Raw genomic sequence first — 13,360 nt, forward strand, 5'->3', positions numbered from 1 at the left:
TGCGAATATTGATTTTTACTCTACCTCTATTGTCAGCTTGTTCCGCATCAATTTCGCCGCCGAAATGGCTACACGGCCAATGGAAGGATGCAAAAGAAATAGGAGCTGTATACAAGTTTGATGACAAGTTGATGTTTGTCAAAACTTCAGGTAATCCAGTATGGAAAAAATGGCATAAGAGCGGATTCGATTGTGAATACTGTTTGTTTCACAAGGACGAAGAGCTGCATTCCAATAATAGGTACGTGCTGAAAACAAATCATTATCAAGGTCAAGAGTCTATTTACTATATAATTTACAAGCGGGTCGACGACTCGAGAATAGTGGTGTATGACTCAACCCGAACTTCTTATCTAAATGTAGATATCGGCAAAAGAGTATTTCTTCCGTTTGCCCGTCATTGGCAAATGGAGTTGGTTAGAGATTAGACGCCGCCTTAAAACATCCGCGCTGCTCACCCGTCTACCTCCCATAAAGATCAAAGCAATTCTGACTGAGGCTACCGGCATGGTGGGCGACGGGGTGTTGCCCAGCATCAGCCGCAAGCCCTCGGGCGTGACCCACTCCAAGCTGCGCGAAATCATCCACGCCGACTGCTACGATTTGAGCCCGATTCAGGACAGTAGACGGGCTACCCGCCCGTCTCGCTCTATAAATAGCAACGCATCACTGACTATGCACCGACCCATTAGGTGAAAGGCAAGTTGATGTTTGCATCGGTATAGTAATAATTGATATTGTATTTGCAATATATTTTAAAAAGGCTTATACTTGTTTTTCCGATCCAACGCTAAGCAGAGCAGGTACTTAAGAGCCTCTGATACCCTGCAACACACCTATTCAGTAGACACTCCGCCCTGGCCGGAGTGGTAGGTCTTGGCCGCCTTTGGGGCCAAGTGAAGATGCGCTGCGCCGACGGTATTCCCCTCCCTGCATAATACTGTGGAACACCCGTGCGGGCCACCTGGCTATTATGCCGGGGCTGTGTGACTGGTTGATGATAGTAGCCTAAACCCTGATAGGCTATCCGTGTGCCTGCTTATTCCCGGTTCCGCCCACCACTGCCAGTTGCCGAAGCAGCGGTAACCCGGGGCGTGGGAGCCAGCAAAAAAAGATGTCCTCGCCTCCGGCGCGGCCGTTATCCGCGCGGCTAAAAATGCGTCGGTTTCCTGAGCGCTGCCCGACTCTCGCCGCTACTGCTGAAGCTGTAGGTTGAGGTCGAAAACGGGCCCTGTTACGCCCTGCCTCAATCCTGCCCCTTCATTTGTCTTGCCCGGCGGCCTTCTACGCCGCTGCGCCGGCGTGGCAGCGGCCAATTCGCTCATCCTCCTTGCCATTCCTGCCATGACCAAGCACCGAGCCGACGAACCCGACAACAAAGCCGCCGAACGGCTGAACGAAATGAAACGAGCCCGCGGAATTCCGGCAGACGAGCCGGAAGAAGAACCTGAGCTGCCCTGCAAGAACACCGAAAAAACACCCCAAACCCCCACGCCAAATGAAGGGACCGAAAGATGAACTATTAGACCACGCCGAGCACCCGACGACGGCCGTGCGGGGTAGAACTGCGGTAAAGCCCCCCAGCGGCAAAGCATTTGAGCGGCTGCTGCTCTTTGCCGAAGAGCGCGGCCTGCCGGTGGCCGAAGCCGTGCTGGAAGGCAAAACCCCGCAGCAGCCCCGCAGCCGCTCCGCCAAAGCGGCTGAGGCTACTGCTGCGGCCAACACCGTGCCGGAGGTGGTGGTTGAGTACGCCAAAGCCCTGGCCGAGGCCGCCCAGATTCACCAGAATGGGCACGAACCCGCTCCACCACCTGCGCCGGCCGCCGAAGCTGCGGTAGTCGACGAGCCAGCGACTATCCGGCAGGTGAGCCCCGATGTGCTGCCTATGTCGCCGCCCACCGGCGTGGGGCCGCAGTGGCGCTTTCTGGGCCCCACGATGATGTCGAACGGGCAAACCTACGGTGAGAGTCGGGTTATCGTCTCGGGCCGCATTGCCGCCATTGCCATCGACCCGGCCAATGCCAGCCATGTACTGTGCGGAGCGGCCAGCGGCGGCATCTGGGAAAGCTTCAACCGGGGCGCTTCCTGGGCTCCGCGCACCGACTACGCCGCCACTATGACGGTAGGGGCGCTGGCCTTCAACCCCTCGGCCCCGGCTACGGTATACTGCGGCACGGGGGAGGGCAATTTCTACTCCTGGCTGGGTGTGGGCTTGCTGCGCTCTACCAACGGCGGTAGCACCTGGGACCTGCACGCTTCGGCACCTTTTGTGGGTCAGGGTTTCTACGACCTAGTCGTGGACCCCGCCAATGGCAACCACCTGCTGGCCGCTACCACTAACGCCGTGTACGAGTCGGCCGACGGGGGCGCCACCTGGACGCAGCGCCTGGCCGGCCGCTGCTGGGACCTGGCCATGCACCCGGCCGGGGGCGCCACGGCCGAAGTGCTGGCTGCCTGCCAGAACGGGCTTTTCCGCTCTACCAACGGCGGGCAGACCTGGGCCAGCGTGGCTTTGCCCGGCGCCCCCGCCGCCTTCGACCGGCTGGCCGTGGCCGTGGCCCGCACCAATCCGGCCGTGGCCTACGCCTTTGGGGCGGCCGGGGCCAATATGCACCTGTTCCGCCGGGCTGCTACGGGCGCCTGGGCGCGCATCACCGGACCAGCCGGGCTGGCTACGGGCCAGGCCTGGTACGACTGGTTTCTGGCCGTGGCGCCCGACAATGACTCGGAAATCTACCTGGGCGCCATTGAGGCCTACCGGGGCAACCTCGCGGGCAGCACCTGGAGCTGGGTCACGATTTCCAACAAGACTGGCGACGATATTCACCCCGATCAGCACGTCATTGCCTTCGACCCCACCAATGCCAACGTGGTGTACGTGGGTAACGACGGCGGGCTGTTTGTGTCGCCCAACCGGGGCACGAGCTGGACCTCGCTCAACAACGGCCTGGGCATCACCGAAATCGAGTATCTGGCCCAGGACTACGGCGCCTCGAGCTGGCTGGTGGCCGGCACCCAGGACAACGGCAGCATCCGCTACACCGGCAACTCCGCCTGGGACCATATTGCCGACGGCGACGGGGGTGACTGTGGGGTAAACCGCACGGACCCGAACGTGGTGTTCCATTCCTATTACAGTATGGGCATGGAGCGCTCCACTACGCGGGGCAATTTCGGCTCCTTCAGCTGGCTGGGCCCCAACGTGCCAACTGGCTACCGGGCCCTGTTTTATCCGCCGATGGAAGTCAACAACGACACCGTGGCGCAGGCTGGGCAGAGCGTGTACGTGAGCCGCAACCGAGGCACCAACTGGACGGAAGTGGCGTTGCCCGCCAGCCAGGTAGCCACGGCCATGTACATTCCCAACCCCGACACGGTATTCGTGGGCACCGATGCGGGCCGAATTTACCGGCTCAGCTGGTCGGGCACGGCCTGGTCGGCGGCCACGGCCCTGACTACGCCCCGCGCCAATGCCTACATCAGCGACCTGCACATCAATCCGGCCAACCTGAACCGCATCTGGGCCACCAGCACCACGATGGGCGGCGACCGGGTATTCCGCTCCGACAACGGCGGCAGCACCTGGACCAACTGCACGGCCGGCCTGCCCAATCTGCCCATTACGGCCGTTGAGGTGGACCCTAACAACCCGAATCGGGTCTGGGTTTCGGCCGACGTGGGCGTGTATCAGTCCTTGAACGCGGGAGCTTCTTGGACGGCTTTTTCCAACGGCCTGCCCAACGCCCTGGCCGTCGATTTGCTCTACCACCCGCACGCCCGGGTGCTGCGCGTGGGGCTGCGCAACCGTGGCGTCTGGGAAATTCCGGTTGATGGCTGGCTGACCAACCCCATCTGCGGTGCGCAGTTCAGTGGCGCGCTGGCCCCGAATCAGACCATGCGCTGGTTCACCTTCAACTGGCCCGCTACCTGGCACGTGCTCTGGACAGTGATGCCCACTACGCCCGTGCCCGGCGCGCCGCAGGTGAGCTGGAAAGTGCAGGTGGAGCGGGCCACGGCCGAGTATGCCACCTACTGGATCAGCGTCACCAACCTCACGGCGGCTCCCGTCACGGTAGAGGGGCGCTACGCCATTCTGAGCTTCTATTAACCACCCGTAAACTTTCCTCTTATGCGCACCGGAACCCAATTTACCGGCTCTTTGACCGGCAATCAGACCAACCGCTGGTTTACCTTCAACTGGCCCGTGGGCTGGCACGTCACCTGGTACATGATGCCCACCACGCCCCAGTCGGGCGCCCCGCAGGTCGACTGGGACGTCTTCGTGGAGCGGGCCAGCGCCACGCACTGCACCTACTGGATTACGGTGAAAAACCTGACCGCCACCCCCGTGTCGTTCGAGGGCCGGTATGCTGTTCTCAACTAAATAAGCTGCTCTAATCATGCGTATTATCATCGAACTGGATACCAAAGACCAGCCCGCCGCCCAGCTGCTGCCAGCTACGGACGCGGATCTGATGCTGGCCGTCCCCGGCCCAACCAGCACCGCCGGCGCCACCAACGCCGGTCCGGCCCCAGACCTGGCCACGCTGCAGCCGGGTGTAGCCAACGGCGCTACTGGCTACAACGACCCGAATGGCGCGGGCGGCTCCGGGCTGCCGCTGGCCGAGGCGGCGGCTGAGGTGATGTCGGCGGGCAGTGCCCCCAGCTTTTCAGTCAATTAATTCTTTTTCAGCCATGCGTATATTCATTGAATTACTGCCCTTCGTCGGCGGCTTTGCGCTGAGCTTCCTGCTACGGCTATCCGTGGAGCGGAGCACCCGGCAAACTATTTGGCTGGGCCTGAGCCTCGTGCTGGGCCTGCTGATCAACTACCTCAGCGGGGAAGGGCTGGCGTGGGCGGCCCTGGATATTGCCCTGGTGGCGGCCAGCTCAGCCATCTTTGCCCTGATGCGCCGCCAGCTGCCGCACTACTGAGGGCCCCACCGGCAGCGTCAGCCCCGTTCTGGGGAGACGCACTCGCTGCGTACTACAGAAAATCCTGGCCCTCGCGCCGGGATTTTTTGTGTTGCATGGCCACCGAATGTAACCTTGCCAGAGGCTGCCCTGCTTGACTAGTGCGGTACCCATGCGTTACCTTTAGCTACGCGGGCTTGATTACGCGGCGTACTACAGATATTCCCTTGAGTAAACTGGGCTTCTTTTCGGTTCGATTGCTACGGTGCTGGGCGGTGCTGGCGCTGGCCGGCTGCGCCAAACCCGCCGACCAGCCCACGCTGCGCATCGGGTTTTCGCAGTGCAGCACTACCGGCCCCTGGCGGCAGGCCGTGCTGGCCGGCATGGAGCGGGAGCTGAGCTTCCACCCCGAAGTAAAGCTGCGCATGCTCGATGCCCACGACAACAGCCAGGCCCAGCAGCAGCAGATCCGGGAGCTGGTGCGCGGCGGCATCGACTTGCTCATTGTGTCGCCCTATGAAGCGGGCCCGGTAACGCCGGCCGTGGAGGAAGCCTACGCCCAGGGAATTCCGGTGGTGCTGCTCGATCGGCGCATCACCTCGCAGCAATACACGGCCTACGTGGGCGGCGACAACCTGGAAGTGGGCCAGACGGCCGCCCGCTACACGGCCCGCCTGCTGAAGGAGCAGGGCAGCATTATTGAGCTGCTGGGCGCGCGCGGCTCTTCGGCTACGGCGGGGCGGCACGAGGGCTTCACGCAGGGACTCAAGGCTTTCCCGGGCCTGCGCGTGGCTGCCCTGGTGAAAGGGGAGTGGAACCCCACGACGCTGCAGCCCAAGCTACTGGCGGCCCTAAAAGCTCACCCGGAGGTGTCGCTCATTTTTTCGCACAACGACAATATGGGCCGGGCCGCGGCCGAGGTAGTGCGCCAGCTGGGCCGCACCAGCACGGTGCGCATCATCGGCGTGGATGGGCTGGACCTGAATCTGGTGCGGCAGCGCGTGCTGAGTGCGTCGCTGCTGTATTCGCCCGCCGGCCAGGATGCCATTCGCACCGCCCTGAAGATTCTGCATAAGCAGCCTTACCAGCGGGAAAATAAGCTCAGCACCGTTGTCATCGACTCGACCAACGTGTTGATGATGATGCAGCAGAGCGACAAGATTCTGGCCCAGCAGCAGGATATTGAATTGCAGCAGGGCTTGCTACACCGTTTGCAGGCTACCTACGCCAGTCAGCAAACGGTGCTCAACGGCCTGCTGGCCGCCTTGCTGGGCGCACTGCTGCTGGGCGCGGTGGCGTGGCGCTCGGCCCGGAAAAACCGCCAGATCAACCACCAGCTGGCCCTGCAAAACGCGGAAAACGACAAGATCAACCGGCAGCTGGTGAGCCAGAATGCCGAGAACGACAAGATTAACCGCCAGCTGGTCAGTCAGAACGAGGAAATCCTTTCCCAGCGCAACCAGCTGGAGGCCCTCTCGGCGCAGGCCCGCGCCGATACGGAGGCCAAGCTGCGCTTCTTTACCAACTTCTCGCACGAGCTGCGCACCCCGCTCACCCTCATTCTGGGCCCGGTGGAAGAGCTGCTCACCAGCAGCCCCGACCTGAGCACGGCCCAGCGCCAGGACCTAGCCCTGGTGCGGCGCAACACCCAGCGCCTGCTCCAGCTGGTGAATCAGCTGCTGGATTTCCGCAAGATTGAAGTCGGCAAGATGGCCGTGCGCGCCACTGAGGGCAACGTGGTAGACTTCGTGCGCGACATCGTGGATCTATTTGAGAAACCGGCGCAGCAGCGCGGAATCCAGGTCCGGTTTCTGGCCGCCGAGCCGGTACTCACGGCTTGGTTCGACGGTAATATCTTGGACAAGGTATTCTTCAACCTGCTCAGCAACGCCCTGAAATTCACGCCCGAGCAGGGCCGTATTACCATTAGCCTGCAGGCCATCCCCAACGGGGAGGCGGTGAAAGTCAGCGTGGCCGATACCGGGCCCGGTATCAGTGAGCAGGACCGGCCCCACGTTTTCGAGTGGTTTTACCAGGGCCGCCAGCGGGCCGCCGGGCAGGGCTCGGGCATGGGCTTGGCCCTGGCCGATGGGCTGGTGCGCCTGCATCAGGGTCAGCTCAGCTTCAGCAGCCAGCCGGGGCAGGGCGCCACGTTTACCGTAACGCTGCCCCGCGAGCTGCCCCAGGAGCTGCGCGCCCCCGATGGCATGGCCATCCAGCGCGCTGCCTTCGATGAGCCGGAGGCCTTGGACGAGGCCCTGGGGGCTGCCGATGCCGCGCCGCCGGCGGAAACGGAGGTGCTGGTGCTCGTCATTGAGGATAACGCCGATGTAAACGACTTTCTGGCCCGGAAGCTGCGCCCCGACTTCCGGGTGGAAACGGCCACCGACGGCCACACCGGCTTCCGGCTGGCTACCGAGCTGATTCCGGACCTGGTAGTGTGCGACGTGATGATGCCCGGCCTGAGCGGTCTGCAGGTGCTGGCTCAGCTCAAGAGCGACTGGCGCACCTCCCACATTCCGGTGGTGCTGCTCACGGCCCGCAGTGCGCCCGAGCAGCAGGTGGAAGGCGTGCAAACCGGGGCCGACCTGTATTTGACCAAGCCTTTCAACCCCACTTTTCTGCTGGAAAGTTTGCGCACCCTGCTGGCCAACCGCGACCGGCAGCGGGAGCATTTCCGCCGCCAGCTCTCGGTCGATACCGCCACGGTAGCTGCCAGCAAAGCCGACCAAAAGTTCCTGGCCGACCTCACGGCTATTGTGGAAGCCAACCTGACCAAAACCAACCTGAGCGTGGAGGATATTGCCCGCAGCCTGGGCATTTCGCGCATGCAGCTCTACCGCAAAGTAAAGGCCGTGCTGGGCACCGGCGTCAGCGACTTTATCCAGAGCCTGCGCCTGACCAAAGCCCGCGAAATGCTGCTCGATGACGGCCTCTCCATTACCGACGTGGCCTACGAAACGGGCTTCTCCACCTTGTCCTACTTCTCCAACAGCTTCAAGGCCCGCTACCAGATTTCGCCCTCCGAGTTTCGGGCCCTGCATCTGGTGCCGCCCGCTTGAACGATTTGCGCAAATCGTGTTGAAAGTTTACAACCGAGCCCGTTGCAGGCTCGGTTTTTTATTGCTTATGCTATTGATTATTAATTTTTTGCAAATAAACACAGGGGTGAACAATCTTTGAAAGAAATGAGCAAATCCCGGGCACTGGGGTAGGGGATATTTGTAAAAACAAACCCCGTCATGCTCTTGTCCCGCCCCATTATCTGCTTCGGAGAAATCCTGTGGGATATGGCCGCTGCTGGTCGGCGGCCCGCTGGGACGCCTCTGCTGCTGGCTTTGCAGCTGCAGCCTTTGCACCCAGCGGTGCAGCTCATCAGCCGCGTGGGCGACGACGAGTTGGGCCACGCCCTGCTGGCTTTCAGTACCCGCCAGGGCCTCGACACGCAGTGGGTGCAGCGCAGTGAAACGCACGTAACCGGCGTCCTGAAAACGGCCTTACAGCCTGGCGGCGAAGTCAGCTGCAAGGTGGTGGGCCCGGCCGCCTGGGATTATATCGAATACGCGCCGGCCCTGCGCACGGCCGTGGAGCAGGCCGGTATGCTCATCTATGATTCGTTGGCAGCCCGCAGCTTTGCCTCCCGTGAAACGCTATATCGACTGCTGTTGCACGCGCCCTGCAAGGTATTCATCGTGGGCCTGTGCGCGCCGCACTATAGCCGCGAAGTAGTGAAATACCTACTGCAGCAGGCCGATATCGTGGTGCTGACCCAGGTGGAGCTGGAAGAAATTATGGGCTGGCTAGGTCGGTCGTCCCAGGTGGCTACGGCATTGCCCTGGCTGGCGGGCCATTTCGACCTCCAGGCCATCTGTGTTACGCACGGAGCTCAGGGCCCGGCACTTTGGGCGCACCATACATTGGTTACGGGAATAGAGCATGCACTGGCCGGGCCGCCGGGAAGCGGGGAGGCGGCTTTTGTGGCGGCGCTGCTCAGCAGCTGGCTGCAGGCCGCCACCCCGCTGGAATGCTTGCGGCAGGCTTGCCAGGCCGCGGCCGCGCTGGCCCCTGACCCGGCCGTCTACGCCCTACGCTAACCCTGACAACCCTTTTTCGGGCGGCTGAGCGGCACTTAATTTCAGATCTGGCTGAAGAGAAATAAATACGCGCTATGAATTTTGAGAAATGAAACCGATAAGCCTTAAATTATTAGCGCGCGAGCTGAACCTTTCGGTGTCTACTGTGTCGCGCGCGCTGAATGACCGTGATGATATTGCGCAGGAAACAAAAGACCGGGCACGTAAATTAGCAACAAAGCTTAAATATGAGCCAAATCCTTACGCAAGTAGCTTGCGCAGTAATAAAAGTAAAACAATCGGAATTGTTATTCCCGAAATAGATAATCATTTCTTTTCGCTGGCTATAAATGGAATTGAAGAAATTGCTCGGGCCAATGATTATCATGTCTTAATATCACTAACGCACGAAGAGTATCAGCAGGAAAAATCTATTATTCAATTGCTGGCTGGAGGCCGGGTTGATGGCCTGCTGCTCTCTATGGCCAGCACTAGCCAGAACAGTGACCACCTGGCCGTACTGGAGGAACGCAAGGTGCCGGTCGTGTTTTTTGACCGTGTGTGCGAGGACCTAGCGACGGCCCGCGTGACGACGGACGACTACGAAAGCGGCTACCGGGCTACCACTCACCTGCTGGAGGCGGGCTGCCGCAAAATAGCCCATTTGGCTATTTCCGGTGCTCTTTCCATCAGTCGCCGCCGCTTACAGGGCTATGCCGATGCCCTGCGCGATGCAGCCATTGCCTACGACCAAGCGCTGGTGCTGACTCTCGACCAAGACGATGCGCAAGCCACCGACCGGATACGGCAGCTGCTGGCGGAGCGCCGGGATATCGATGGCGTCTTCGCGGCCGTGGAAGCGCTGGCGATGCACACCTACGCAGCCTGCCGCCAACTGGAATTAACGATTCCAGAGGATGTGAAAGTCATTGGCTTCTCCAATCTGGAAACGGCACCGCTGCTAAAACCCGCGCTTACTACGATTACGCAGCCTGCTTATCAGATCGGTAAACAGGCTGCACAATTGCTGTTTAAAGCAATTAATGACAACGTGCTGTTGACCATGAATCACAGCCTGGAATTGAAGTCGGAGCTGCACATACGCATGTCGACGTACAGCGGCGAATAAATTTATTTTCTGGAAGTATTGGCTTTGAAAAGCCAATTGTCTACATCCGCGTGTATAGCATTTTGCTTACGGCAAGCGGACCGCAAAACTTCGAAATCGTTTCCGTAAATAAATTCAGGTTTTAGTATTTAATGCCTGACAAGTTTGCGGAGATTACCACCCTGAATTCCCCCCAAAGCCGCACACATCATGCAAAAAATCCTACCCATTATGGTGCCGCTGGCATTGGCAGTGTCGCTGCCCGCCTTCGCCCAAACCCGCCAAGCGACGGGTCAGGTTCTCAACGCCACCGACCGCACCCCGCTGCCCGGCGTTTCGGTGGTGCTCAAGGGCACCACCACCGGCACGGCCACCGACGCCGACGGCCGTTTCAGCTTGCCGCTGCCTGCCGACGGCACTCCAACCCTGGTTTTTTCCTTTGTGGGTTTCGAGCCCTATGAGGTCCGGGTGAGCGACAACGGGACGGTGCCCACAGTGCAGCTGCGGGAGAAAACTACCGAGCTCAACGACGTGGTGGTGGTGGGCTATGGCTCCCAGCGCAAGCGCGATATTACCGGCTCGGTGGCATCCATTTCGGCCGAGCAGGTAGCTGAAACACCCATTGCCCGCGCCGACCAGATTCTGCAGGGCCGGGTGAGCGGGGTGCAGGTGACGCAAACCAACTCCGAGCCCGGCGGTAACGTGAGCATCCGTATCCGGGGCACCAACTCCATCAACACCGGCAACGAGCCGCTGTTCGTGGTGGATGGCTTCCCCGGCGCCGGGGATTTGAACTCCATCAACCCCTCCGATATCGAGAGCATCGAGGTGCTCAAGGATGCCTCGGCCACGGCTATTTACGGCTCGCGCGGGGCTAACGGCGTGGTGCTCATCACCACCAAGAAAGGCAAAGTGGGCAAGGGTACCATCAACTTCGAGGCCTACACCGGCGTGCAGATCGTGCGCCACAAGTACGAGCTGATGAACGCGCCCGAGTTTGCCCGCTACCTGAATGAGGTGAACCCGCCCGTAGCACCCCTGACGGCGCCCGTATACACCGAGGAGCAGATTGCGGCCATGGGCGAAGGTACCGACTGGCAGGACGCCATTCTGCGGCCGGCCCGCCTGAGCAACTACCAGCTGGGCTTCAACGGCGGCACCGAGGAAACGCGCTACAACCTGAGCTTCAACTTCTTCGATCAGGAAGGCATCATCATCAACTCGGGCTTCAAGCGGGGCACGGTACGGCTCAACCTCGACAAGAAGATCAGCTCCAAGCTCAGCTTCAACTTTTCGAGCCAAGTAGGCGGCACCCTTGAGCAGAGGGCCTTCGTGAATTCCCAGGGCGGCAGCTTCGGCGGAGCCTTGCTCGATGCCCTGCGCTTTAGCCCCATCAACCCGGTGCGCGACGAGAATGGCAGCTTTACTTATTCCAACACGCCCTTGCCCTACGTGGAAGACGTGGGCAATCCGGTGGCCTTTGCCGAGAAAGTGAAGGACCACCGCACCACGGCCCGGGGCCTGCTCAATGTGGCGGCCAACTACGAGCTGCTGCCCGGCCTGACGCTGCGTATCAGCGGCGGCCTGGACTACAACAACCAGCAAACCGACGTATTCCGGCCCTCCGACGTGTTTCTGGGCCGCCTCAACGGGGGCTCGGCCAGCCGCGTACAGAACAACCGCTACAGCTGGCTGAATGAAAACACGCTGACCTACGACAAGAAGCTCAACCCCAACAATGCCCTGAATGTAGTAGTGGGTATTTCGGAGCAGAAGTTCTACTTCAACCAGTTTGGCGCGAGCGGCACCAACTTCTTTACCAATACGCTGGGCTCCGACAACCTGTCGATAGCCGCCAACGTGGGCACGCCGACTTCTACCCGCAACTCCAACGCGCTGGCTTCTTATTTTGGTCGGGTCAACTACCGGCTGTTCGAGAAATACCTGTTCACCGTGACCATGCGGGCCGACGGCTCCTCGCGCTTCGGCAAGAACAACAAGTGGGGCTACTTTCCCTCCGCCGCCTTTGCCTACCGTCTTATCGACGAGCCCTTTATGAAAGGTTTGACCGCCCTGAGCGACCTGAAGCTGCGCCTGGGCTACGGCATCACCGGCAACCAGGAAATCGATAATTACCAGTCCCTGGCCCAATACGGGGCCGACGCCTACGCCTCGGGCAGCGCCCGACTCGTGGGCTTGGAGCCCCTCAACATCGGTAACCCCAACCTGCGCTGGGAATCGACGGCGGCCAGCAACGTGGGCGTAGACCTGGCCTTCCTGGAAAACCGGGTTTCTATTACGGCCGATGCCTATTACAAGAAAACCACCGACCTGCTGCTGCGCGTGGCTACGCCCCGCACTACCGGCTACCCCAACATTCTGCTGAACGCCGGCAGCGTGGAAAACAAGGGCTTCGAGCTGGCCATAAACACCAATAACTTCGACACCAAGGCCTTTGGCTGGAAAACCAACCTGAACTTCTCGCTCAACCGCAACAAGGTGCTCGACCTCTACAGCGTGCCCGAGCTGCCGGTGGGCGCGTCCAGCTCCAGCCTGTTTGTGGGCGCGGGCCTGGGCAACACCAGCATTCTGCGCGAGGGTGAGCCTATCGGCTCGTTCTACGGCTACCAGTTCGACGGCCTGTGGCAAACGACGGATGAAATCGCCGCCGCCGGCCGCACCGGGGTGCGCCCCGGCGACCCGCGCTACAAGGACCAGAACGGCGACAAAGCCATTACGGCCGCCGACCGGGTAATTATCGGCCGCGCCCAGCCCGACTTTATCTACGGCCTGACCAACACGTTCAGCGCGGGCGGCTTCACCCTGAACGTCTTTATCCAAGGCGTGCAGGGCCAGGATGTGCTCAACCTGAACCGCTACGAGCTGGAATCGGGTATTACGACCACCAACAAGCTTAAAACGGTGGTAAACCGCTGGACGCCCGACAATACCGACACCAACATTCCGCGGGCCGGCAGCACCATCCGCCGCTCCACGGGCATCGTGAGCGACGTGATTGAGGATGGCAGCTTCGTGCGCCTCAAAACCGTGACCCTGGGCTACACACTGCCTAAGTTCAGCACGAAGGTGCGCTCGGCCAGCGTGTACGTAACGGCCCAAAACCTGGTAACGCTGACCAAATACACCGGCTACGACCCCGAAGTCAACTCCTTCGGCAACGACAACCTGAGTCTGAATACCGACTACAATGCCTTTCCTAGCACCCGCAGCTTTACGGCCGGTATCAAGATCGGCTTTTAACCTC

9 protein-coding genes are annotated in these 13,360 nt (G+C 60.7%); all 9 read left to right on the top strand.

Annotated features, from left to right (window positions below):
• Positions 1–1,344: 1,344 nt before the first annotated feature.
• Positions 1,345–1,518, top strand: coding sequence for a hypothetical protein (locus LGH74_RS21070; RefSeq protein ID WP_226179466.1), 174 nt, complete (start codon positions 1,345–1,347; stop codon positions 1,516–1,518).
• The gene (locus LGH74_RS21075; RefSeq protein WP_226179468.1) at positions 1,499–4,108 is read left to right on the top strand and encodes a hypothetical protein; all 2,610 of its coding nucleotides are present in this window, start codon (positions 1,499–1,501) and stop codon (positions 4,106–4,108) included. Before LGH74_RS21070 ends, LGH74_RS21075 begins: the two co-directional genes overlap by 20 nt.
• 21 nt (positions 4,109–4,129) lie before the next feature.
• On the top strand, positions 4,130–4,384 hold the full coding sequence (locus tag LGH74_RS21080; RefSeq protein ID WP_226179470.1) for a hypothetical protein: 255 nt from the start codon (positions 4,130–4,132) through the stop codon (positions 4,382–4,384).
• A gap of 16 nt (positions 4,385–4,400) precedes the next feature.
• The gene (locus LGH74_RS21085) at positions 4,401–4,682 is read left to right on the top strand and encodes a hypothetical protein (RefSeq protein WP_226179472.1); all 282 of its coding nucleotides are present in this window, start codon (positions 4,401–4,403) and stop codon (positions 4,680–4,682) included.
• A gap of 13 nt (positions 4,683–4,695) precedes the next feature.
• Positions 4,696–4,935, top strand: coding sequence for a hypothetical protein (locus LGH74_RS21090; RefSeq protein WP_226179474.1), 240 nt, complete (start codon positions 4,696–4,698; stop codon positions 4,933–4,935).
• A 236-nt stretch (positions 4,936–5,171) separates the two neighbouring features.
• The gene (locus LGH74_RS21095) at positions 5,172–7,976 is read left to right on the top strand and encodes a substrate-binding domain-containing protein (RefSeq protein ID WP_226179476.1); all 2,805 of its coding nucleotides are present in this window, start codon (positions 5,172–5,174) and stop codon (positions 7,974–7,976) included.
• 180 nt (positions 7,977–8,156) lie between these two features.
• Positions 8,157–9,008, top strand: coding sequence for a carbohydrate kinase family protein (locus LGH74_RS21100; protein ID WP_226179478.1), 852 nt, complete (start codon positions 8,157–8,159; stop codon positions 9,006–9,008).
• A gap of 88 nt (positions 9,009–9,096) precedes the next feature.
• Entirely contained in the window at positions 9,097–10,116 is a 1,020-nt protein-coding gene (locus LGH74_RS21105) for a LacI family DNA-binding transcriptional regulator (RefSeq protein WP_226179479.1), read from the top strand.
• A 189-nt stretch (positions 10,117–10,305) separates the two neighbouring features.
• Positions 10,306–13,356: a SusC/RagA family TonB-linked outer membrane protein gene (locus LGH74_RS21110; RefSeq protein WP_226179481.1), complete on the top strand. Its 3,051-nt coding sequence runs from the start codon at positions 10,306–10,308 to the stop codon at positions 13,354–13,356.
• Positions 13,357–13,360: the final 4 nt, after the last annotated feature.

It is taken from the genome of Hymenobacter lucidus, assembly GCF_020447265.1.
Taxonomy (GTDB): domain Bacteria; phylum Bacteroidota; class Bacteroidia; order Cytophagales; family Hymenobacteraceae; genus Hymenobacter; species Hymenobacter lucidus.